Raw genomic sequence first — 23,307 nt, 5'->3', positions numbered from 1 at the left:
CAATATCCTCACCGCGCCAGCCAGCCGCCGTCCACCGGCACCACCGCGCCATGCATATAGTCCGACGCCGGCGCCAGCAGGAAGGCCGCCGCGTCGCCAATATCTTCCGGCCGGCCCCAGCGGCCGGCCGGGATGCGCGCCAGGATCGAGGCGCTGCGGTCGGGATCGGCGCGCAGCGCCTCGGTATTGTTGGTTTCGATATAGCCCGGCGCGATGCCGTTGACGTTGATGCCCTTCGCTGCCCATTCGCAGGCGAGCAGCCGGGTGATGCCGAGCACGCCGTGTTTCGAGGCGGTGTAGGACGCGACGCGGATGCCGCCCTGGAAACTCAGCACCGAGGCTATGTTGACGATCTTGCCTCTGCGTCCGCCGGCAAGGACGCGCCTGGCGAAGCATTGGCAGAGCAGAAAAGCCGTCTTCAGGTTGAGGTCGAGCACCTCGTCCCAGTCGGCTTCCGAGAGATCGACGGCGTCGGCGCGCCGGATGATGCCGGCATTGTTGACCAGCCCGTCGAGCGGCCCGCTTTCGTCCCACACGCGCTCCAGCATCGGACCTGCGGCGGAGGTGTCGGCGAGGTCGGCTACGACCGCCTCGAACTGCCCGCCCACCGCGGCGATCCTTGTTGCCGTCTCATCCATCGAAGAACGGCCGACGCCGACGACCATGCCGCCGGCGCGCGCGATCGAGACGGCAATGCCCTGGCCGATGCCGGTGTTGGCGCCGGTGACGAGGATGCGCCGACCGGTCAGGCTGAAGGCGGAGAGATCGCTCACCGCAGCTCTTCCATCGCCACCGGATCGACATCGGTGTAGTCGACATTGTCGCCGGCCATCGCCCAGATGAAGGCGTAGTTGGAGGTGCCGGCGCCGGAATGGATCGACCAGCCCGGCGACAACACCGCCTCCTCGTTGCGCATGACGATGTGGCGGGTCTCGTCAGGCTCGCCCATGAAATGGAAGACGCGGGCCGTCTCCCGCAGATCGAAATAGAGATAGGCCTCCATGCGCCGGTCGTGCACATGGCACGGCATGGTGTTCCAGATGGAGCCCGGCGCGAGCTGCGTCATGCCGACGACGAGCTGGCAGGTCTTGGCTCCGTCGGCATGGATGAACTGGAAGATCGAGCGTTCGTTGCAGGCATCCTTGCTGCCGAGATCGAGACGCCTGGCATCGGCGATGCGGATCAGCCGGCTGGGAAAGGTTTGATGCGCCGGCGCGCTGAGCAGGTAGAATTTTGCCGGCGTCGCCTTGTCGGCCGAAGCGAACGACACATCCTGCGTGCCCATGCCGAGATAGAGCATGTCGCGCGCCTGCAGCTCGTAGAGCTGGCCGCCGGCTTCGACCGTGCCGGCGCCGCCGATATTGACGGCGATCAACTCGCGGCGATCGAGAAAGCCTTTCGTTCCGGTCGGCTTGATTGCCTCCAGCCGAAGCGTCGTGCCGGCCGGCATCGCGCCGCCGACGATCATGCGGTCATAATGTGTGTAGGTCAGGCTGACGCGGCCGGGCTGGAACAGGTCTTCGATGTGGAAATTATGACGCAGCTCGTCGGTTCCCATGGCCGCGGCGGCGGTAGGGTCGATGGCGAAGCGCGATGTATAGTCGGTGTGGTTCTGGCTCATTGCTGTCCTGACTTGAGATAGATCATTCGCCGGCGGCCGCCTTGACCGAGTCGGAATAGTAGACTTGCCGCGCATGCAGGCGCTCGCGATAGCGCTGCTGGCTGGCGGTGAGATGCGTGCGCATCGCCTCGCGCGCGGCCTCGGCGTCTCCCGATGTGATCGCGTTCAGGATCACCAGATGCTCGCGCTGCAGCCCGCGCTGATAGCTGTCGGACTGCACAAGCTCGGTCGACCAGGGCGAGGTCACGTCGCACGGAATGGCACGCCGGCCGAGCACGTCGAGCATCTCGACATAGAACGGGTTGTTGGTGGCGCTGGCGATGGCGCGATGGAAGGCGAGGTCGGCCGGACCGGTCGGCTCGCTGGCGAGCAGCAGCCGTTCGAACTCGAAGAAGGCTTCCTGGATCGCCGCCTCCTGGGCCGCGTTGCGGCGGATGGCGGCGAGCCCGGCCGATTCGATCTCGATCGCCAGGCGCACTTCGAGCACGTTGAGCGCGATCGAATCCTTGCTGCCCATATCGGCCGCAAGTGCCCCGAACATCGTCGAGATGTGCTCGGTGACGAATACCCCGGCGCCCTGCCGCGGCTCGACCAGGCCGTCGGCGGCGAGCTTGGCCAGGGCTTCGCGGATGACGGTGCGGCTGACGCCGAAGGTTTCGGTCAACTGGCCCTCGGTCGGCAGTTTGTGGCCGGGCAGGATCTCGCCGGCCTGAAGCTGCCTGCGGATCGCCGCGACGACGGTCTCCGACAGTTTGGGTTTTCTCTCGACCCTGAGGTCGGTTGCGCTATCCAATGCCATCTCGTCCTCTATTTGAACACGCTCGGCAACCAGAGCGAGATGGCCGGAATATAGGTCACCAGCCCGAGAACCACGATACCGGCGCCATAGAACGGCCAGATCGAGCGCATCGCTTCCCAGACCGTGATCTTGCCGACCGCGCAAGCGACGAACTGCACCGTGCCGACCGGCGGCGTGTTCAGCCCGATGCCGAGGTTGAGGATGGTGATGACGCCGAAATGCACGGGGTCCACGCCATAATGCGTGACCAGCGGCAGGAAGATCGGCGTGCAGATGATGATCATCGGCCCCATGTCCATGAAGGTGCCGAGCACCAGCATCAGGACATTGAGCAACAGCAGAACGACGAGCGGATCGGTGGAGATCGCATTCATGCCGGCGATCAGCAGCACCGGCACTTTGAGATAGGCCATCAGCCAGCTGAAAGAAGCCGCCGTGCCGATGATCAAGAGCACCATCGAAGTGGTGCGCACGGCGCCCTTGGTGGCGTGGACGAAATCGCCCCAGCCCATCGAGCGATAGACGAGGACGGTAACAAGCAAGGCGTAGAGAATGGCGATGCACGAACTCTCCGTCGCCGTGAAGATTCCGGAGCGGACGCCGCCGAAGATGATGCCGATCAGGAGCAGTCCGGGAATAGCGATGAGCGCCAGCTGCCCGACGCGCGAAAAACCGGGGAAGGCCTCGACCGGGTAGCCGCGGCTGCGGGCGACGAAATAGGCGGTGACCATCAGCGAGGCGGCGAACAGAAGGCCCGGTAGTATGCCGGCGGTGAACAGGTCGGCGATCGAAATCTTGCCGCCCCCGGCGATCGAGTAGATGATCATGTTCTGCGACGGCGGCAAAAGCAGCGCGATCAGCGCCGCCATCGAGGTGACGTTGACGGCATAGTCGGCGCCGTAGCCGCGTGCCTTCATCTGCGGGATCATCAGCCCGCCGACGGCCGCGGCCTCGGCCACGGCCGAGCCGGAAATGCCGCCGAACAGCGTGCCGGCGATGATGTTGACCTGGCCGAGGCCGCCCCGGACATGGCCGACCAGGGAGCCGGCAAAGGAAACGATGCGCTGCGCGATGCCGCCGCGCACCATCAGATCGCCGGCATAGATGAAGAACGGAATCGCCATCAGGGAGAACGCGCTCATGCCCGATTTCATCTGCTGGAACACGACCAGGGGCGGCAGGCCGAGATAGAGCACGGTGGCGAAGGATGCCGCACCGAGGCAGAACGCGATCGGCGTGCCGCCGAACATCAGCAGCGTGAAGACGCCGAACAGGATCCAGAGCTCCATCTAGGCCTCCTGCACCGCCGGCATCTCCGGCACGTCCTCGAGATTGATATCCTTGTCGATATCGACGCCCGACCAGCGCAGCGCGATGCGCTCGGCCGAGAACAGGCAGATCAGCACGCCGCCGGCGACCAGCGGCAGATAGTCGAAGCCGCCCGGCAGTTCGAGTGCCGGGATGATGGTGTGCCAGGTCAGGCCGACAAGCTTGCAGCCGTACCAGACCATGCCGAACCCGAAGCCGAGCACGATCAGGTCGGACAGCGTGCGCAACGCTCCCTTGCTGCCTTTCGGCAGGATATAAAGCAGCACGTCGAACCCCATATGATAGTTCTCCCGTACGCCGACGGCGGCGCCGAGGAAGATGAACCAGTTCATCAGCATGATGGCGCTGGTTTCGGTCCAGCTCGGCGACGAATTGAGCACGAAGCGGAAGAAGACCTGATAGGCGACGAGCGCGGTCATGGCGACCAGCCCGATGCCGGCCAGATAGAGCGCTCCATCGCAAATCCTCGAAAGCACGACGCTGAACCGTGGCGGCGCCGCGCTGCTTGTCATTGTCGCCATCTGATCCTCCCGATCGCCGGCCGGTCACGAAGGCGCGGGGCGGCATGCATTGCCCGCCCCGCGGCCGACTTCACTTGGTTGCCTGGATGCGGGCGGCGAGGTCCTTCAGCGCCGGCGTCGACAGATATTTGTCATAGACCGGCTTCATCGCATCGATCAGCGGCTGCTTGTCGATCTCGCTGACCTTGACGCCTGCCTTCTCCACGATGTCGCGGGATTTCTTCTCCTGCGCGTCCCACAGTTCGCGCATCTTGACGACGCTGTCCTTGGCCGCCTGGCGCACGACCGCCTGGTCTTCCGGCGAGAGCTTGTCCCAGCTCGCCTTCGCCATCACCAGCACCTCCGGAACGATCTGGTGCTGGTCGAGCGTGTAGTGCTTGGCGACCTCATAGTGCTTGGCGGATTCGAAGCTCGGCCAGTTGTTTTCCGCGCCGTCGATGACGCCGGTCTCAAGGGCCGAATAGACTTCGCCATAAGCCATCGGCGTGGCGTTGGCGCCCAGTGCGTTGACCATGTCGACGAACACGTCCGACTGGATGACGCGGAATTTCATGCCCTTCAGGTCGGCGATCGAGGCGATGTCCTTCTTGGTGTTGTAGAAGGAGCGCGCGCCGGAATCGTAGAAGGCCAGACCGACCAGGTCATGTGCCTCGAAAGCTTTCAGGATGTCGTCGCCGATCGGCCCGTCCATGACATGGCGCATATGTTCGACCGAGCGGAATATGTAGGGCAGCGACGGCACCGCGGTTTCCGGCACGATGCCGTTGAACGGCCCCATCGAGACACGATTGAGGTCGATGACGCCGGTCTGGGTCTGCTCGATCGTGTCCTTCTCCTCGCCGAGCTGCGCCGAATGATAGACCTCGACCGAATAGCGGCCATCGGTGCGCTGCTTGATCAGTTCGCCCATGTATTTCACCGCCTCGACCGTCGGATAGCCGTCGGGGTGCGTGTCGGCCGACCGAAGCACGGTTTGCGCGTTGGCAATGCCGATCAACAGTGAGCCAATGGCGAATGTGGCCGCCGTCAATTTCGAAAAATGCAACATGACTTCCTCCCTTTTTTAAAAATAAAGGCGCCGGCTCAGAGCCGGCGCATCACCAGCCTGTCATCCCTGCTCATCCTGGCCATTGGGCCAGCATCCGGTGCGGGCAAGCGAGCGTGGACGCACGTCGGTGCTAAGCAGCAAATCCGCATCTGTCAGTGCCACGGTGATCCTCCCCAGAGGCGCTATCGGTAGGGTCGCGAGGAAATAATGTCAACATACAAAAAATGGATTGTTGTATGATGACTTTGAATCGGGAACCGGCCATTGTGCCGGACGGCAGTGGATGTTACGCCGCTGCCGTTTCTCCTTCGCCGACCTTACAGGGCGGCTCCCAAAGACCAATCGGGGACTTCGCACGGCAATGAACAGGCGTCTTTCGAAGAATACGATCGCGACGTTGCCGGCGAGGATCGCCGTGCCGCGTTTTGATCGCGCATCGGTCACGCAAGGCATCGTGCATCTGGGGGTCGGCGCCTTTCATCGCGCCCACCAGGCAGCCTATGTCGACGATTGCCTGAGTGCTGGAGAGACGGACTGGGGCATCGTCGGCGTTTCGCTGCGCAGTGCCGACACGCGCGATGCGCTGGCGCCGCAGGACGGGCTCTACACACTGGCGATCCGCAGCGGGGGCGAAGAAAGGCTTCATGTCATCGGCTCCATTGGCGCGATGCTGGTGGCGCCGGAAGATCCCGCCGCCGTGCTGGCCGCGCTGACCGATCCGCGCATCCGTATCGTGACGCTGACCATTACCGAGAAGGCCTATCTGCGGGCCGCCGGGGGCGGGCTCGACGCGGCCCACACGGACATCGCCCACGATCTGGCGAACCCGCATCTGCCGAAGACCGCGCACGGTTTTCTGACCGAGGCGCTTGCACGGCGTCGCGCGGCTGGCTTGCAGCCCTTCACCGTGCTCTCCTGCGACAACCTCCCGGCCAACGGCGCGACCTTGCACAGGCTGCTGGTGGAATTCGCCACGCTGCGCGATGCCAGCCTCGGTGCGAAAGGCGCTACCAGGCTTGCCGGCCATATCGCCGACGAGGTCGCGTTTCCGTCAAGCATGGTCGACCGCATCGTGCCGGCCACGACCGATGCCGACCGGGCGCGGGTCGCCCTCGAGCTCGGCGTCGAGGACGCCTGGCCCGTCATGACCGAGCCGTTCTGCCAGTGGGTGGTCGAAGACAATTTTCCGGCAGGCCGCCCGGCCTGGGAAAAGTTCGGCGTCACCATGGTCGGGGATGTCGGGCCCTTCGAGGACATGAAGCTGAGGTTGCTCAATGGCGCGCATTCGGCCATTGCCTATCTTGGCCTGCTCAGCGGACACGCCACCGTCGACCGCGCCTTCGCCGATCCGGCGATCAGGCGGTTTGTCGATGCGCTCTGGGCCGAGGCAATCCCGACGCTGCCCACCAATGCCGGGTTGGACACGGCGAGCTATACGGCAGAGCTTGCCGAGCGTTTCTCCAACACCGCGCTCGCCCACCGCACCGCACAGATCGCCAATGACGGCAGCCAGAAACTGCCGCAGCGCATCATGGCCTCCGCGATCGAGCGGCTGAGGGGCGGTGCCTCGCCGGTGCATCTCATGCTGGTGGTGGCAGCCTGGATCGCGGCCTGCGAGGCACGCGGCAAGACGTTGCCGGAAGGCCATTTCACCGATCCGGTGGATGCGGCATTGGCGGCGCTTTTCAGCCAGCAGTTGCCGGCGAACGAAACTGCGGCGGCGGTATTCGACCTGGCCGGCTTCGCCAAGGACCACCCGAAACGCCAGACGCTGATCGAATTCGTGGCCGTCCATCTGGAACGTCTAGGCAATGGCGGCCCGGCGGCAGCATTCGAAGCGTTGAACAGATAGATTAGGGCCTTGTTGGATGTCACCGAGGCGATCCAAAGCAAGCGTCTCATTCCGTCGCGCCCCCCTCTGTCCTGCCGGACATCTCCCCCACGAGGGGGGAGATTGGCAGCTTCGATGCTGGCGCCAGTCCTGCAATGTCTGCTGGCGTTAATCTGCAACGTTCGAGATTGGCGAAAGCCGCGGTGACGGCCGATCTCCCCACCCGTGGGGGAGATGTCCGGCAGGACAGAGGGGGGCGCTGGCCCGCCGACCTCCGCCGTGTGCCCGAATCTTCACGTCACGCGACCGGGGGACGCCTTAATAAAAGAGCGAGGCAAGGCCCCGCTTTTCAGTAGACTATTGGTGCGAATCTCAAGCCGGCAGGATGGCGCCTTCCAGCGTGGTGAGCTGGCTGAGGAATTGCTCGGCCTTGGTGCGCGACTGGTCGTCCTTGGCGTCGGCGGCGTCTTCCCTGGCTTCCTGGATGCGGCGCGCGAGATCGGCGCGGTCGACGTCCTTCACCGCGACAGCCGATTCCGCCAGCAGCGTGCAGCCGGCCGGAACGATGTCGGCGAAGCCGCCGAAGACGACGTAACGCTCTTCACCGCCCGAGACGGCTTTCACCGTGACGACGCCCGGCTTGATGCTGGTCATGACCGGTGCGTGATGCGCCATCACGGTCATCTCGCCCTCGGCACCCGGAATGACGACGGCCTCGACCTCTGCGGAAACCAGCAGGCGCTCCGGCGAGACCAGTTCGAACTTGAAAGCTTCAGCCATGATCAATTTAGTGAGTAGGGAATAGTGAGTAGCGAGTAGTAAGAACAAACTCGCCGCACCGCTACTTCCCTATTCGCTACTCCCTATTCGCTATTCGCTTCTTTACGCCGCTTCAGCCGCGAGACGCTGTGCCTTCTCGACCGCTTCCTCGATGCCGCCGACCATGTAGAAGGCGGCTTCCGGCAGGTGGTCGTAGTCGCCGTTGCAGAGGCCCTTGAAGCCCTTGATGGTGTCGGCGAGGTCGACCAGCTTGCCGGGCGCCCCGGTGAACACTTCGGCGACGAAGAAGGGCTGCGACAGGAAGCGCTCGATCTTGCGGGCGCGGGCCACCGTCTGCTTGTCCTCTTCCGACAACTCGTCCATGCCCAGGATGGCGATGATGTCCTGCAGCGACTTGTAGCGCTGGAGGATCGACTGCACCTGGCGCGCGACGGCATAGTGCTCTTCGCCGACCACCAGCGGGTCGAGCATGCGCGAGGTCGAGTCCAGCGGATCGACCGCCGGATAGATGCCCTTTTCGGCGATCGAGCGGTTGAGCGTCGTCGTCGCGTCGAGGTGGGCGAACGAGGTCGCCGGCGCCGGGTCGGTCAAGTCGTCGGCCGGCACGTAGATGGCCTGCACCGAGGTGATCGAGCCCTTGGTGGTGGTGGTGATGCGTTCCTGCAGGGCGCCCATGTCCGTGGCGAGCGTGGGCTGGTAGCCCACGGCCGAGGGGATACGGCCGAGCAGCGCCGACACTTCCGAACCGGCCTGCGTGAAGCGGAAGATGTTGTCGACGAAGAACAGCACGTCCTGGCCCTGGTCGCGGAAATATTCGGCGACCGTCAGGCCGGTCAGGCCGACGCGGGCACGTGCGCCCGGCGGCTCGTTCATCTGACCATAGACCAACGCCGCCTTGGAGCCTTCGCCGCCGCCCTTCTTGTTGACGCCGGATTCGATGAACTCGTGATAGAGGTCGTTGCCCTCACGGGTGCGCTCGCCGACCCCGGCGAACACCGAATAGCCGCCATGCGCCTTGGCGATGTTGTTGATCAGTTCCTGGATCAGCACGGTCTTGCCGACGCCGGCGCCGCCGAACAGGCCGATCTTGCCGCCCTTGGCATAGGGCGCGAGCAGGTCGAGCACCTTGATGCCGGTGATCAGGATCTGCGCTTCCGTCGACTGTTCGATATAGGCCGGGGCCGGCTGGTGGATCGAGCGCAACTCGACCGCGTCGACCGGGCCTGCTTCGTCGACCGGCTCGCCGATGACGTTGATGATGCGGCCGAGCATGCCCGGACCGACCGGCACGGCGATCGGGCCGCCGGTGTCGCGCACTTCCTGGCCGCGCACCAGGCCTTCGGTGGAATCCATGGCGATGCAGCGCACGGTGTTTTCGCCCAGATGCTGGGCCACTTCGAGAACCAGGCGGTTGCCGACATTGGTGGTCTCGAGCGCATTCAGGATCGGCGGCAGGTGATCGCCGAACTGTACGTCGACCACGGCGCCGATGACCTGCCGGACCTTGCCGACGATGCCGGTGGCCTTACTGGCCACGGCCGGGGTTTTTACCGCGGCGGCCCTGGTCGGCGCTGCCGCTTTCCTGGCCGGAGCCGCCTTGGCTGCTGCGGCCGGAGCCTTTGCCGGTGTTGCCTTGGCCGGGGCTGCTGCCTTGGGAGCCGCAGTCTTGGGGGTCGCAGTCTTGGGGGTCGCTGCTTTCGCCATCGTCTTTACCCTTTTCGTCCTTTGTTTCTCGCGCGGTCGGATCGAGGTCGTTGACCCCGGGAAACCGTGCCTAGAGCGCCTCGGCGCCCGAAATGATTTCGATCAGTTCCTTGGTGATCTGCGCCTGGCGCTGGCGGTTGTAGGTGATCGACAGCTTGTTGATCATCTCGCCGGCGTTGCGCGTGGCATTGTCCATGGCGCTCATCTTGGCGCCCATCTCGCCCGCCGCGTTTTCAAGCAGCGCGCGGAAGATCTGCACCGCGATGTTGCGCGGAATGAGCTCGGACAGGATTTCACCCGGCTCCGGCTCGTACTCGTAGACGGCGTTGCCGCCATCCGTGGACTCGGCCGCGGCCGGGGGCTCGGCAGCCGGAATGATTTGCTGCGCGGTCGGGACCTGGCTGATCACCGACTTGAACTGCGAATAGAACAGCGTGCAGATATCGAAGCCGCCCTCGTTGAAGAGGTGGATGACCTTCTTGGCGATCGCATCGGCATTGACGAAGCCGAGCGTCTTGACTTCGCGCAGGTCGATCCGGTCGAGGATCATCGAGGCATAGTCGCGGCGCAGGATATCGAAACCCTTCTTGCCGACACAGATGATCTTGACCTGCTTGCCGTCGGCCAGGAGCCTGCGGATGTGGTCGCGGGCAAGGCGGGCGATCTGCGAATTGAAGCCGCCGCACAGGCCGCGCTCGGCGGTGCAGACGACGAGCAGGTGCACGTCGTCCTTGCCGGTGCCGGTCATCAGCGCCGGGGCATCGCCACCGCCGCCGATCGCCTGGGTGATATTGGCCAGCACGGAACCCATGCGCTCCGAATAGGGGCGCGCCGCTTCGGCGGCCTCCTGTGCGCGGCGCAGCTTCGCCGCGGCGACCATCTGCATCGCCTTGGTGATCTTCTGCGTCGCCTTGACCGAGGCGATACGGTTACGAAGGTCTTTTAATGAAGGCATGCTTCAAACCTGATCCCGTCTTGTCTCATCCGGACTGGCGCTTCGCTCAGGCGAAGGTCTTGGCGAACGCGTCGATCTCGGCCTTCAGCTTGCCGCGCAGATCGTCCGACAGCGCCTTTTCCTTGCGGATGGCGTCGAGGACGTCCTTGCCGGCCGAACGCATGTGGCTGAGCAGGCCATGCTCGAACTTGCCGACCTGGTTGACCGGCAGCTTGTCGAGATAGCCGTTGACGCCGGCGAAGATCACCGCGACCTGCTCTTCCGTCTTCAGCGGCGAGAACTGCGGCTGCTTCAGGAGCTCGGTCAGGCGCGAACCGCGGTTGAGCAGGCGCTGCGTGGCGGCGTCGAGATCCGAGCCGAACTGCGCGAACGCCGCCATTTCGCGGTACTGCGCGAGCTCGCCCTTGATGGAGCCGGCAACCTGCTTCATCGCCTTGATCTGCGCCGAGGAGCCGACGCGCGACACCGACAGGCCGACATTGACGGCCGGACGGATGCCCTGGAAGAACAGGTTGGTTTCGAGGAAGATCTGGCCGTCGGTGATCGAGATCACGTTGGTCGGGATATAGGCCGACACGTCGTTGGCCTGCGTTTCGATGACCGGCAGCGCCGTCAGCGAACCGTTGCCCATGTCGTCATTGAGCTTGGCGGCGCGCTCGAGCAGGCGCGAATGCAGGTAGAAGACGTCGCCCGGATAGGCTTCGCGGCCCGGCGGGCGGCGCAAGAGCAGCGACATCTGGCGATAGGCGACGGCCTGCTTCGACAGATCGTCGTAGCTGATCAGCGCATGCATGCCGTTGTCGCGGAAATACTCGCCCATGGTGCAGCCGGCGAACGGCGCCAGGAACTGCATCGGCGCCGGATCGGAAGCGGTGGCGGCGATGATGATCGAATATTCGAGCGCGCCGCGCTCTTCCAGCACCTTGACGAACTGTGCCACGGTCGAGCGCTTCTGGCCGACGGCGACGTAGACGCAGTAGAGCTTTTCCTTCTCGGGGCCGTTGTCGTGCACCGATTTCTGGTTGAGCATCGTGTCGAGGATGATGGCGGTCTTGCCGGTCTGGCGGTCGCCGATGACCAGCTCGCGCTGGCCGCGGCCGACCGGGATCAGCGCGTCGATGGCCTTGAGGCCCGTCGACATCGGCTCATGCACCGACTTGCGCGGAATGATGCCGGGCGCCTTGACGTCGACGCGCTTGCGTTCGGTCGCCTTGATCGGGCCCTTGCCGTCGATCGGGTTGCCGAGCGCGTCGACGACGCGGCCGAGCAGGCCCGGGCCGACCGGAACGTCGACGATGGCGCCGGTGCGCTTGACGGTGTCGCCTTCCTTGATGTCGCGGTCGGCGCCGAAGATGACGACGCCGACATTGTCGGCTTCGAGGTTGAGCGCCATGCCGCGGATGCCGCCGGGGAATTCGACCATCTCGCCGGCCTGGACATTGTCGAGGCCGTAGACGCGGGCGATACCGTCACCGACGGACAGCACCTGTCCGACTTCGGAGACCTCGGCCTCCTTGCCGAAATTCTTGATCTGGTCTTTCAGAATTGCGGAAATTTCCGCGGCGCGGATGTCCATCAGCCGACCTCTTTCAGTGCAAGCTTGAGCGAATTGAGTTTGGTTTTGAGCGACGTATCGATCTGGCGCGAGCCCATCCTGACCACCAGTCCGCCGAGCAGCGACGGATCGACGGTGACGGAGATGGAAACGTCCTTGCCGGCAACGCTCTTCAGCGCCGCCTTGAGTTCGGCCTGCTGGGCAGCGGTCAGTTGATGTGCCGACGTTACCTCGGCGGCCGTCTCGCCACGATGCTCGGCGGCGATCTGGCGGAATGCCTTGATCATGCCGGGCACGGCGAACAGCCGGCGGTTCTTGGCGACGACGCGCAGGAAATTGCCGGTCAGGCCGGTGATCCCGGCCTTGTCGGCGATGGCCGCGATGGCCTTGGCCTGGTCCTCGCTGGAGAACACCGGGCTGTTGATCAGCCGGGTCAAGTCGGCGCTGCCCGCGAGCATCGCCTCGAAACTGTTGAGGTCGGCTTCGACCTTGGCGACGGAATTCGCCTGCGATGCCAGTTCGAACAGCGAACCCGCATAGCGCTCTGCGACACCTGAGATTGGCGATGACGATTGGGCCACGGACCGTCTTTTCTCTTGTCTGACAGGCCGCAGATTGTTGGCGCGAGCGGAAACTCTGGCTAAATCTTTGACCTTACTGCATTTTTTCAAGCACGGAGGCGCGGCTTCCGCTATCCCCGGCCGAAAGTCGATTGCCGTCTAGCACAGGCCTTTTAAGACCGCAATGCGTCGTTCCGCATGGTTTTCAGGCACTATTGTCGCATCCGGCGACGAAGTCCCTGGATTGCCTGCGGATTCAAGGCAGGAAGCCGAAGGCAAAGGCAAGCGGCAACGCCGCCAGCGCCAGTTCCACGACGATGGAAACCCAGTTGAAGGGCGTGTTGGCGCCATCCGACATCATCGACAGCAACCGGCCGAAGGCGGTGAACAGCCAGGAGAAGCCGAGCGCCATGTAGATCAGCGGCTGCGCCAGCAGGATGCAGCAGAGGCCGACGCCGAGATAGAAGCCCGACATGCGGCCGCGCCCTTCGGCAATCGCCGCCGCCTTCTCCGGCTTGACCTGCAAGCGCAGGATGCGGAAGGCGAGCCCCGGCGCCAGGAAAAGCACCAGGCCGAGCAGCACCGTGACGACGGCACTCGACCAGGCCAGCCATTCGCCCTGGCTCACCGGCCATGGAAACGCAAAATCCATAGTGTCCCCTCGTAAATGCCGCTCCGAAATCGCGGGCATTCTAGCGGAGGAAAAGCCGCGCGCCAGATGGCGGCCGGCACTTTAGGCCAAACGCATCAAGAGTGCGCGAAGGCGACCGCCGCTTCGGCATGGATGCGCGTCGTATCGAAGACCGGAATGTCGAAATCCTGCTGGCCGATCAGCATGGTGATTTCGGTGCAGCCCATGATCACGCTGTCGATATTTTCATCGCGCCGCAGGCGGTTGATCTCGGCGACATAGGCGGCTTTCGATGCCTCGGCGACGATGCCCTGGCAGAGCTCGTCATAGATGATGCGATGGACCATGTCGCGCCCTGCCCGGTCCGGCACGATCGGCTGCAATCCATGTTTGTCGACAAGCCGGTCCTTGTAGAAATCCTGCTCCATGGTGAACCGCGTTGCCAGCAGCGCCGGGCGCCGCATGCCGGCTGCCTTGATGCCGGCTGCGGTGGCGTCGGCGATGTGGATCAGCGGGATCGACACCGAGGCCTGCACCTGGTCGGCGAGCTTGTGCATGGTGTTGGTGCACAAAAGCAGGCCTTCCGCGCCAGCTGACTCGAGCTTGCGCGCGGCATCGACCAAGAGCACGCCGGCGCCTTCCCAGTCCCCGTGATGTTGCAGCTCGGCGATCTCGGCGAAGTCGAACGACCAGAGCAGCAATTTCGCCGAATGCAGCCCGCCGAGACGCTGCCTTACCAGATCGTTGAGCAGGCGATAATAGATCGCCGTCGATTCCCAGCTCATGCCGCCGAGCAACCCAAGGGTTTTCATGTGATCTCCTTTTCTCTCGCAGCGGCGGCCATGGTTGAGATCCCGTTTTACAAAAAGCTCTGCGGATCGATATCGACCTGCACCCGCACCGAGCCGCGCTGCTTTGGCCCGTTGGCCAGCATGGTTCGGATAAACCCTTGCATGTCGGCGCGGCGCTCGCCCTGGATCAGCAGGCGGAAGCGGTGACGGCCGCCGAGCAGGGACAGCGGCGCTTCGGCCGGCCCGAGCACGAACAGGTCGGATGCCTCGGGCGCGGCACGGCGCAGGCCGCGGGCATGGCCCTCGGCTTCCGCCCGCGTCACCGCGCTGACGATGACGCCGGCCAGCCGGCCGAAGGGCGGCAGAGCCGCCCGCTCGCGCTCGGAAATCTCGCGCTCGTAGAACGCGTCGGCATCGCCGGAGACGATCGCCCGCATCACCGGATGGTCGGGCTGGAAGGTCTGCAACAGGCCGAGGCTCTTCTTGCCGGTGCGCCCGGCGCGGCCGGTCACCTGGCTGAGCAACTGGAAGGTGCGCTCGGCGGCGCGCGGATCGCCATTGGCAAGGCCGAGATCGGCATCGACGACACCGACCAAGGTCATGTTGGGGAAATTGTGGCCCTTGGCGACGAGCTGCGTGCCGATGACGATGTCGGCCTCGCCATTGGCGATGGCTTCCAGCTCCAGCCGCAGCCGTCGCACGCCGCCCATCAGATCCGACGACAAGACGATGGTGCGTGCATCCGGGAAATGCGTGACGACTTCCTCGGCGATGCGCTCGACGCCCGGCCCGCAGGCGACCAGATGATCGAGCGTGCCGCATTCCGGACAGGCTTCCGGACGGCGCTCATTGTGCCCGCAATGATGGCAGACGAGCTGGCCGCGAAAGCGGTGCTCGACCAGCCAGGCCGAGCAGACCGGGCAACCGAAGCGGTGGCCGCAGACGCGGCACAGCGTCAGCGGCGCATAGCCGCGCCGGTTGAGGAACAAGAGCGACTGTTCCTTCCTCTCCAGCGTCCGGCGCATGTGCTCGATCAGAACCGGCGACAGGAAGCCGCCGCGCGCCGGCGGCGCGCGCCGCATGTCGATCGCTTTCAGATCGGGAAGTGCCGCCTCGGCGAAGCGGGCGGACAGCACCGCCCTGGCGTAGCGGCCCTGGCTGGCATTGACGCGGCTCTCGACCGATGGCGTCGCCGATGCCAGCACCACGGGGAAGCCGCCTATATGGCCGCGCACGACAGCCATGTCGCGGGCATTGTAGAAGACGCGGTCTTCCTGCTTGTAGGCGGGGTCGTGCTCCTCGTCGACGACGATCAGGCCAAGCTCCTTGAACGGCAGGAACAGCGCCGAGCGTGCGCCGGCCACGACCCGCACACCGCCTTCCGCCACCTGCCGCCAGACACGTTCGCGCATCCTCGGCGGCAGGTCGGAGTGCCATTCGGCGGGCTTGGCGCCAAAGCGCTGCTGAAACCGTTCGAGGAAAGCGTGGGTCAATGCGATTTCAGGCAGCAGGATCAGCACCTGCTTGCCCCGGTCGAGTGCCGCCGCCACCGCTTCGAAATAAACCTCCGTCTTGCCCGAACCGGTGACGCCGTCGAGCAGTGCGACGTTGAAGCCACCACCCGCGACATTGGCGCGCAGCAGCCGTGCGGCTTCGTTCTGGTCGGGCATCAATTCCGGCGTGGCGTAGGCTGGGTCAGGCTCCGCCACCACGGGCCGCGGCGGGATCATCACCGTTTCGAACACGCCTTGCGCCTTCAGCCCTTCGATTACCGTCGACGACACGCCGGCCGCATGGGCCAGACCGGATCGCGTCCAGGCCAGTCCTCCGTCGGCCGCCTCCAGCACGCGGGCCCGCGCATCCGTCATCCGGTCCGGAACCGCCGCGGTTCGCTGCAACCCCTCGATCCAAGGTTCCGGATCGAAAGCCTCCGGCGCCCTCAGCAGCATGCGCGCCACCATGCCCGGCGCCGAGAGCGTGTACTGCGCCACCCAGTCGACGAAACGGCGCATCGCCCGGTCGATCGGCGGGCAGTCGAAGACCTGTTCGATCGGGCGCAGCTTTTTCGCGTCGACCGTCTCGACCGCGCCGTCCCAGACGATGCCGGCGACCTGGCGAGGCCCGAGCGGCACGCGCACGATCGAGCCCGGCACCACCCGCATGCCGGCGGGCACGGCATAGGTGTAAGGGCGTTCGGCCGGCATCGGCACCAGCACCGGTGCGGCTGCGACAAAGGGCGAATCTTCGATCATGAGGCGTGACCTTGCCCCGACTTTGCTCTAGATCAAAGGGCAACGCTGAACGTGCCTTCCCAAGCACGACGAAATCGTCAGGAGACCGCCATGAAATTTTTTGCCGACACCGCCGATATCAAGGAAATCCGTGAACTTATCGATCTGGGGCTGCTCGATGGCGTCACCACCAACCCGTCGCTGATCCTGAAGTCAGGCGGCAAGATAGCCGAGGTCACCAAGCAGATCTGCGACATCGTCGAAGGGCCGGTCTCCGCGGAGGTCGTGGCGACCGAATACAAGCAGATGATGGCCGAGGCCGAGGTGCTGGCCAAGATCGCTCCGAATGTCGCCATCAAGGTGCCGTTGACGCTGGACGGGTTGAAGGCGTGCAAGACGATCCGCACCGAGATGAACCGCATGGTCAATGTCACGCTCTGCTTCTCGGCCAACCAGGCGCTGCTCGCCGCCAAGGCAGGCGCCTCCTTCATCTCGCCCTTCGTCGGCCGCGTCGACGATACCGGCTCCGACGGCATGGAAGTGATCCAGGAGATCCGTCAGATCTACGACAATTACGATTTCCAGACCGAGATCCTGACCGCGTCCGTGCGCACCGTGAACCACGTCAAGCAGGCGGCGCTCATCGGCGCCGATATCGTCACCGCGCCGCCCGCGACCCTGAAGGCGCTGGTCAATCACCCACTGACCGACAAGGGCCTTGCCGCCTTCCTCGCCGACTGGGCCAAGACCGGCCAGAAGATCGGCTGAGCGAACCTATATCCGATGCGAAAAAAGGCCGGGCAACCGGCCTTTTTTATGCGCTGCGGATCAAGAGGCCGGTCAATCCGTGCCGTCATCCTCAACTGCGGTTACCGGCGGGCGCCGGCCCATGATGATCTCGCGCTTGCCGACATGGTTCGGTGCGCCGACCCGACCTTCCTTCTCCATGCGCTCGACCAGGGAGGCGGCGCGGTTATAACCGATGCCGAGGCGGCGCTGAATGTAGGACGTCGAACATTTCTTGTCGCGCAACACCACCTTGACCGCCTCGTCGTAGCTGGAATCGCCGTCCTCCGCCGCAACGGCGCCCTTGTCGAAGACCGCGCCCTCATCGCCTTCGTCTTCCTCTTCATCCTCGTCGGCCGTCACGGTTTCCAGGTATTCGGGGCGACCCTGCGCCTTCAGATGCGCCACGACATGCTCGACCTCCACGTCGGAAACGAAGGGGCCGTGCACGCGGGCGATGCGCCCGCCACCCATCATGTGCAGCATGTCGCCCTGGCCGAGCAGCTGCTCGGCGCCCTGCTCGCCAAGGATGGTGCGGCTGTCGATCTTGGAGGTGACCTGGAAGGAAATCCGGGTCGGAAAATTGGCCTTGATCGTGCCCGTGATGACATCGACCGAGGGACGCTGCGTCGCCATGATCAGGTGGATGCCGGCCGCGCGCGCCATCTGGGCCAGGCGCTGGATGGCGCCTTCGATCTCCTTGCCGGCGACCATCATCAGGTCGGCCATCTCGTCGACGATGACGACGATGTAAGGCATTGGCGCGAGGTCGATTTCCTGCTGCTCGAAGAGCGGCTCGCCGGTGCCCTTTTCGAAGCCCGCCTGCACGGTCATCACGACCGTCTCGCCGTTTTCGCGGGCAGCGGCGGCGCGCTGATTGTAGCCGTCGATGTTACGCACCCCGAGCCGGGCCATCTTGCGATAGCGATCCTCCATCTCGCGCACCGCCCATTTGAGCGCGGTAACGGCCTTTTTCGGATCGGTGACGACGGGGGTCAAAAGATGCGGGATGCCGTCATAGACGGAGAGTTCGAGCATCTTGGGATCGACCATGATCAGCCGGCATTCCTCCGGCTTCAGCCGGTAGAGCAGCGACAGGATCATCGTGTTGATGGCAACCGACTTGCCGGAACCGGTGGTGCCGGCAACCAGCAAATGGGGCATCTTCGCCAACTCGGCGATCACAGGCTCACCGCCGATCGTCTTGCCGAGGCAGAGCGCAAGCTTGCAGCCGGTCTTGCGGAAGCCTTCCGATTCGATCAGCTCGCGGAAATAGACGGTTTCGCGCGCCTCGTTCGGAAGCTCGATGCCGATGACGTTGCGGCCCGGCACGACGGCGACGCGCGCCGAGATCGCCGACATGGAGCGGGCGATGTCGTCGGCAAGACCGATGACGCGCGAGGATTTCACGCCCGGCGCCGGCTCGAATTCATAGAGGGTGACGACCGGACCAGGGCGAACATGGATGATCTCGCCGCGCACGCCGAAATCCTCGAGCACGCTTTCCAGGAGGTCGGCATTCTGCTCGAGCCGCTCCTGCGACATGTAGAAGCCTTGTCCCTCCGGCGGCTGCTGCAACAATTCTTCCGAGGGAAGTTCGTACGTCTCGCCCGTCACGGTCGGCACGATCCTGCCGACCAGTGGTGCTCGCGACGATGCGCGCGCGGCCGGAGCCGGGACGGTTTCCTCCGGACTTTGCGTGACCTTTGCCGGAACGGCATTGCCCGCGACGGCGGGAATTGCGGCCTTCGCCCGGGCTTGCTGCGGCACGCGGTTGGCCGCCGGCTGAACCGCGGCCTGGTTGGAGTTGGCCGGACGGACATCCGGCGCGACGGGCGGAGCCGGCGACCCGGGAAGGCATTCGATGACACGGAACAACGCGGTCGGATCGGTCGCTGGCGCATGGCGGTTGTCGATCCGCTCGGTGACCACAGGCGCGGTCGTGCGTGCAACCGGGACGGCCCGCGGCGCGGGTGACGGGCCTTCGACCAAATAGGGCGCCATGACCTCGAAAAAGACGTGATCCGACAGATAGGGCCAGCGCACATTTTCGCGGCTCGTCGTCTTGACCGGAGCCGCTGCTGCTTGGGCGGACGCTGCCGGCGCGGACGCCCGCGCCGCCGCAGTCATCCTGTGGCCCGCCGGCGTAGCGACGGCCCGCGCCTTTTCGCCGGCATGTCCTGACGGAACGGATGCCGGGGCCGGCTGCGTCACGGCTCTGTTGCCCAGGGGCGGCCTGGCGGTGCCCAAAGACAGGTTTCGGCTTGGTGTCGGCGCCGATGAAGACGTCCCAGCCGCAGTGAATTGGCCGTGCGCCTGCGGTGCTGGTGATTCGCTTTGCTCGACGGCAATCGCCTCGTCCCGCGGACGGCGCGTGCTGGTTTCATAGTCTGGCGTGCGCGTAAACCGCACATTGGGGGCCAGGAAGAAATAGTCTTGCCAGGCAGGGCTTTCGTTGCCGCCGAGATCAACAGGGGATGGGGAATGGCCGGCTCCTGCTGCTGTTCCTGCTCGCTGGCCGTCAGCCTTGTTGTCCACACCCATGAAACGCTTCATCCCGGGGTCATCGGGCGACGCTGCCTTCAATGAACCGACCCGAGGAAAACGCTTGGATTCCATGCTCAAGACTCACGCTGAAATGTCTGTTGAGCAATAGAGAGCGAGTGGTTAACAGTTGCTTCCCGTCGGCCCCTCCGGAGCGGCGAAGCGTGACTTTCGCAGCGGTGTCGGACGACCGGATGCGTGCGGCTGATCGTCATCCCACGATCGTGCACTCACCCGCGCGCCTCGGCCAAAGGCGAGCGAAGATTTGGCTCCGGAGACGTGGCAAAGGCGGCCCAGGCACCAGATCGCGATGTTACCGTAAACGAAGAGCGGCGCTAACCGGCCGTCTTGCCGTGCCGTGCGAGATCCTGGGCTATGGACAGTTGCAGCGCGTTGGCGAGCTCGCGCGCGGCGCGGTTCTCGGCATCGATCTGTGCCCGGTACGCGGCGAATTCCTGGCGCGGCCTGTCGAAGGACGAGGTGATCGCCCGCCTGCCGGTCGCGATCACCGCGCCGGTTTTGGCATCGGTCAGCGTGTAGCCGGCGGTCAGCGTCACCGAACCGGCGGTCGGCTCGTCCTGATCGGTTCCGACCTGCACGAGCGCCGAGGATTCAACGGCTTCGGTCACGCCGAGATCGAGCGAGTAGGCCGGAGAGGCCGGTTCGCCGGCGCCGCGCCCAAACCCGAAGATCAGGTTGTTGCGCACCTGCTGGCCGTAACGCGTCCCGACCGGCTTGACGGCGATCGATGCCAGTTCGGCATTGGCGCTCGAGCCGGTCGACAGCGGCGCGCTCGAGTAGAGCGGCCGCACTTGGCAGGCCGAAACGAGCGCAAGCGAGCCGACAAGGCCGGCAAGCGCGATACGGCGCAGCAAACGGCTCAGCTCTGTCTTTTCCCGATCAGGCAACGACATTGACGATCCTCTGCGGCACGATGATCACCTTGCGCGGAGCCTTGCCTTCGAGCGCTTTCTGCACGAAGTCGAGGGCGAGCACGGCTTTTTCGACCGCACCTTGGTCCGCGTCGCGGGCAATTGTCAAATCCCCGCGCTTCTTGCCGTTGACCTGGACCGGATAGGTGACCTCATTGTCGACGACCAGCGCCGGATCGAAGATCGGCCACGGCCGTTCGGCGACCAGATCGGCGCCGCCGAGCGCCTCCCAGCATTCTTCGGCCAGATGCGGCATGATCGGCGCGATCAGGTGCACGAGCACCTCCACGGCCTCCCGGCAGGCGCCTTTGAGCGCGGCATCGGCCTTGCCTTCGGCCACGTCGTTGAGCGGCGTGGTCAGCACGTTGGCGAGTTCGTAGATGCGGGCGATGGCGCGGTTGAATGCGAGTTTCTCGATGTCCTCGCCGACCGCTTTCAGGATCTTGTGCGTGGCCTTCGAAACCGCCCCCGCCCCACCGCCGTCAGCCGGCGCGGGCTTGACCCCGGCCAGCGATTCGGCCGCGGTAGAGACCAGGCGCCAGATGCGCTGCATGAAGCGATGCGCGCCGGCGGCGCCATCGTCGGTCCATTCGACGTCGCGTTCGGGCGGCGAATCCGACAGCATGAACCAGCGCGCGGTGTCGGCGCCGTAGCCGTCGGTGATGTCTTCCGGGCTGACCGTGTTCTTCTTCGACTTCGACATCTTTTCCAGGGAGCCGATCTCCGCCGTCTCGCCCGTGGCGATCTCGATGGCGCGGCGCTTGCCGTCGACGTCCTCCAGCCGCACCTCGGTCGGCGCCAGCCAGCGCCCGTTCGATGCCGACCCCACGCGATAGGTCTCGTGCACCACCATGCCTTGCGTGAACAGGCCCTTGAACGGCTCTGCCAGATCGAGATGGCCGGTCTCGCGCATGGCCCGGGTGAAGAAGCGCGAATAGAGCAGATGCAGGATCGCGTGCTCGATGCCGCCAATATACTGGTCGACAGCCAGCCACTCGTTCGCCGCCTTCGGGTCGGTCGGCTCGTTCGCCCAGGGCGCGGTGAAGCGGGCGAAATACCACGACGAATCGACGAACGTGTCCATCGTGTCGGTTTCGCGCCGCGCGTCCTTGCCGCATTGCGGGCATTTGACATGCCGCCAGGTCGGGTGGCGGTCGAGCGGGTTGCCTGGGCGGTCGAACTCGACGTCGTCGGGCAGCTTCACCGGCAGGTCTGCCTTCGGTACCGGCACCACGCCGCAATCCTCGCAATGGATCATCGGAATCGGGCAGCCCCAGTAGCGCTGGCGCGAAATGCCCCAGTCGCGCAGGCGGAAGTTGACCTTGCGTTCGGCCATCGGCCGGTTGCCGATCGTCTTCTGCTCCAAGAGCTTCGCCACCTCGTCGAAAGCGCGAGCCGGCTTCATGCCGTCGAGGAAACGCGAATTGATCATCACGCCGTCGTCGACATAGGCTTCCTCGATGACCTGGAAGGTCTTGGGATCAGCCCCTTCCGGCATCACCACCGGGATCACCGGCAGGCCGTATTTGTTGGCGAAGTCGAGGTCGCGCTGGTCGCCGGACGGGCAGCCGAAGATGGCGCCGGTGCCGTAGTCCATCAGCACGAAATTGGCGACGTAGACCGGTAGCGTCCAGTTCTCGTCGAACGGATGCACGACACGGATTCCGGTGTCGAAGCCCTTCTTCTCGGCCGTCTCCAGCGCCGCCACCGAAGTGCCCATATGGCGGACTTCGTCGATGAAGCTCGCCAGCGCCGGATTGGTCTCGGCAGCCTTCCGGGCCAGCGGATGGTCGGCGGCGACCGCCATGAAGGAGGCGCCGAAGATGGTGTCGGGCCTCGTCGTATAGACTTCCAGCTCCTGCTCGCCGGCGACGGAAGCCGCCAGCGGCCAGCGGATCAGCAGGCCTTCCGAACGGCCGATCCAATTGTGCTGCATCAGCTTGACCTTCTCGGGCCATTCGTCGAGGCGATCGAGCGAATCCAGAAGATCCTGCGCAAAGTCGGTTATCCTGAAGAACCATTGCGTCAGCTCGCGCTGTTCGACCAGCGCGCCCGAGCGCCAGCCGCGCCCGTCGATGACCTGCTCGTTGGCGAGCACCGTCATGTCCTCCGGATCCCAATTGACCTTCGAGGATTTGCGCGTCACCAGGCCCTTCTCGACAAAGTCGAGGAACAGCATCTGCTGGCGGTGGTAGTAGTCGACATCGCAGGTCGCGAATTCGCGCGCCCAGTCCAGCGACAGGCCCATGACCTTGAGCTGCTCGCGCATGGTGGCGATGTTCTGGTAGGTCCATTCCTTGGGATGGACCTTGTTCTGCATCGCCGCGTTCTCGGCCGGCATGCCGAAGGCGTCCCAGCCCATCGGATGCAGCACGTTGAAACCCTTGGCCCGCTTGTAGCGCGCCACCACGTCACCCATCGTGTAGTTGCGCGTATGCCCGATATGGATGCGCCCCGACGGATAGGGGAACATCTCCAGCACGTAGTATTTCGGGCGCGGATCATCGTTGTGCGCCTCGAAAAGCTTCCTGTCCGCCCAGGCTTTCTGCCATTTGGGCTCTGACGCACGCGGATTGTATCGTTCGGTTGCCATGGGACGTTTTTCACTTAAAAAGCATGCGGGCTGCGGGCGACAGCTCGGCAGTTCATTGGATGTGGTCCGGGTGTTCACCATGGTTTGGCAAACCCG

At 64.7% G+C, this 23,307-nt stretch carries 19 protein-coding genes; 2 read left to right on the top strand and 17 right to left on the bottom strand.

Annotation, left to right across the window (positions count from 1 at the left end; all coding sequences use genetic code 11):
- Positions 1-8: 8 nt before the first annotated feature.
- From kduD to FJ964_RS13185, 6 genes are all read right to left on the bottom strand, one after another.
- Positions 9-773 carry a 2-dehydro-3-deoxy-D-gluconate 5-dehydrogenase KduD gene (gene kduD, locus FJ964_RS13210; RefSeq protein WP_140550787.1) on the bottom strand — a complete coding sequence of 255 codons (765 nt, stop codon included), beginning with the start codon at positions 771-773 and terminating at the stop codon, positions 9-11.
- The gene (gene kduI, locus FJ964_RS13205; protein ID WP_140550786.1) at positions 770-1,621 is read right to left on the bottom strand and encodes a 5-dehydro-4-deoxy-D-glucuronate isomerase; all 852 of its coding nucleotides are present in this window, start codon (positions 1,619-1,621) and stop codon (positions 770-772) included. Before kduI ends, kduD begins: the two co-directional genes overlap by 4 nt.
- A gap of 22 nt (positions 1,622-1,643) precedes the next feature.
- Positions 1,644-2,420, bottom strand: coding sequence for a FadR/GntR family transcriptional regulator (locus FJ964_RS13200; protein ID WP_140550785.1), 777 nt, complete (start codon positions 2,418-2,420; stop codon positions 1,644-1,646).
- Between the two features lie 8 nt (positions 2,421-2,428).
- Positions 2,429-3,709: a TRAP transporter large permease gene (locus FJ964_RS13195; RefSeq protein ID WP_140550784.1), complete on the bottom strand. Its 1,281-nt coding sequence runs from the start codon at positions 3,707-3,709 to the stop codon at positions 2,429-2,431.
- A complete protein-coding gene (locus FJ964_RS13190; RefSeq protein ID WP_140550947.1) occupies positions 3,710-4,261 on the bottom strand; it encodes a TRAP transporter small permease in 552 nt (183 codons plus the stop codon).
- A gap of 79 nt (positions 4,262-4,340) precedes the next feature.
- On the bottom strand, positions 4,341-5,318 hold the full coding sequence (locus FJ964_RS13185; protein ID WP_140550783.1) for a TRAP transporter substrate-binding protein: 978 nt from the start codon (positions 5,316-5,318) through the stop codon (positions 4,341-4,343).
- Between the two features lie 361 nt (positions 5,319-5,679).
- Here FJ964_RS13185 and FJ964_RS13180 point away from each other — a divergent pair, with 361 nt between their 5' ends.
- Complete coding sequence (locus FJ964_RS13180; RefSeq protein WP_140550782.1) at positions 5,680-7,170, top strand: mannitol dehydrogenase family protein; 1,491 nt, start codon at positions 5,680-5,682, stop codon at positions 7,168-7,170.
- Positions 7,171-7,521: 351 nt separating this feature from the next.
- Here the strand turns inward: FJ964_RS13180 and FJ964_RS13170 are convergent, their stop codons facing one another.
- The 8 genes from FJ964_RS13170 to FJ964_RS13135 form a co-directional block, all read right to left on the bottom strand.
- A complete protein-coding gene (locus FJ964_RS13170; RefSeq protein WP_140550781.1) occupies positions 7,522-7,929 on the bottom strand; it encodes a F0F1 ATP synthase subunit epsilon in 408 nt (135 codons plus the stop codon).
- A gap of 102 nt (positions 7,930-8,031) precedes the next feature.
- Entirely contained in the window at positions 8,032-9,633 is a 1,602-nt protein-coding gene (gene atpD / locus FJ964_RS13165) for a F0F1 ATP synthase subunit beta (RefSeq protein ID WP_181172450.1), read from the bottom strand.
- Positions 9,634-9,703: 70 nt separating this feature from the next.
- Positions 9,704-10,588, bottom strand: coding sequence for a F0F1 ATP synthase subunit gamma (locus tag FJ964_RS13160; protein ID WP_140550780.1), 885 nt, complete (start codon positions 10,586-10,588; stop codon positions 9,704-9,706).
- Positions 10,589-10,634: 46 nt separating this feature from the next.
- A complete protein-coding gene (atpA, locus tag FJ964_RS13155) occupies positions 10,635-12,164 on the bottom strand; it encodes a F0F1 ATP synthase subunit alpha (RefSeq protein ID WP_140550779.1) in 1,530 nt (509 codons plus the stop codon).
- A complete protein-coding gene (locus tag FJ964_RS13150; RefSeq protein WP_140550778.1) occupies positions 12,164-12,724 on the bottom strand; it encodes a F0F1 ATP synthase subunit delta in 561 nt (186 codons plus the stop codon). The genes atpA and FJ964_RS13150 overlap by 1 nt, the downstream gene beginning before the upstream one ends.
- A 235-nt stretch (positions 12,725-12,959) precedes the next feature.
- Positions 12,960-13,355 (bottom strand): DUF4345 family protein, encoded by a 396-nt coding sequence (locus FJ964_RS13145; RefSeq protein ID WP_140518245.1) that lies wholly within the window; start codon positions 13,353-13,355, stop codon positions 12,960-12,962.
- Between the two features lie 95 nt (positions 13,356-13,450).
- A complete protein-coding gene (locus tag FJ964_RS13140; RefSeq protein WP_140550777.1) occupies positions 13,451-14,146 on the bottom strand; it encodes an aspartate/glutamate racemase family protein in 696 nt (231 codons plus the stop codon).
- Positions 14,147-14,193: 47 nt separating this feature from the next.
- Positions 14,194-16,377 carry a primosomal protein N' gene (locus FJ964_RS13135; RefSeq protein ID WP_140550776.1) on the bottom strand — a complete coding sequence of 728 codons (2,184 nt, stop codon included), beginning with the start codon at positions 16,375-16,377 and terminating at the stop codon, positions 14,194-14,196.
- Between the two features lie 90 nt (positions 16,378-16,467).
- On the opposite strand from FJ964_RS13135, the gene fsa reads away from it, so the two are divergent.
- Complete coding sequence (fsa, locus tag FJ964_RS13130; RefSeq protein ID WP_140550775.1) at positions 16,468-17,124, top strand: fructose-6-phosphate aldolase; 657 nt, start codon at positions 16,468-16,470, stop codon at positions 17,122-17,124.
- A 72-nt stretch (positions 17,125-17,196) separates the two neighbouring features.
- On the opposite strand, the gene FJ964_RS13125 is transcribed toward fsa, so the two are convergent.
- From FJ964_RS13125 to leuS, 3 genes are all read right to left on the bottom strand, one after another.
- A complete protein-coding gene (locus tag FJ964_RS13125) occupies positions 17,197-19,761 on the bottom strand; it encodes a DNA translocase FtsK (RefSeq protein ID WP_140550774.1) in 2,565 nt (854 codons plus the stop codon).
- 260 nt (positions 19,762-20,021) lie between these two features.
- The gene (gene lptE / locus FJ964_RS13120) at positions 20,022-20,600 is read right to left on the bottom strand and encodes an LPS assembly lipoprotein LptE (RefSeq protein WP_140550773.1); all 579 of its coding nucleotides are present in this window, start codon (positions 20,598-20,600) and stop codon (positions 20,022-20,024) included.
- Positions 20,587-23,211, bottom strand: coding sequence for a leucine--tRNA ligase (gene leuS, locus FJ964_RS13115; protein ID WP_140550772.1), 2,625 nt, complete (start codon positions 23,209-23,211; stop codon positions 20,587-20,589). The genes lptE and leuS overlap by 14 nt, the downstream gene beginning before the upstream one ends.
- Between the last annotated feature and the right edge of the window lie 96 nt (positions 23,212-23,307).

Origin of the sequence: Mesorhizobium sp. B2-3-2 (assembly GCF_006442295.1) — a bacterium.
Lineage (GTDB): Bacteria > Pseudomonadota > Alphaproteobacteria > Rhizobiales > Rhizobiaceae > Mesorhizobium.
This window is presented reverse-complemented; position numbering and strand designations above follow the sequence as displayed.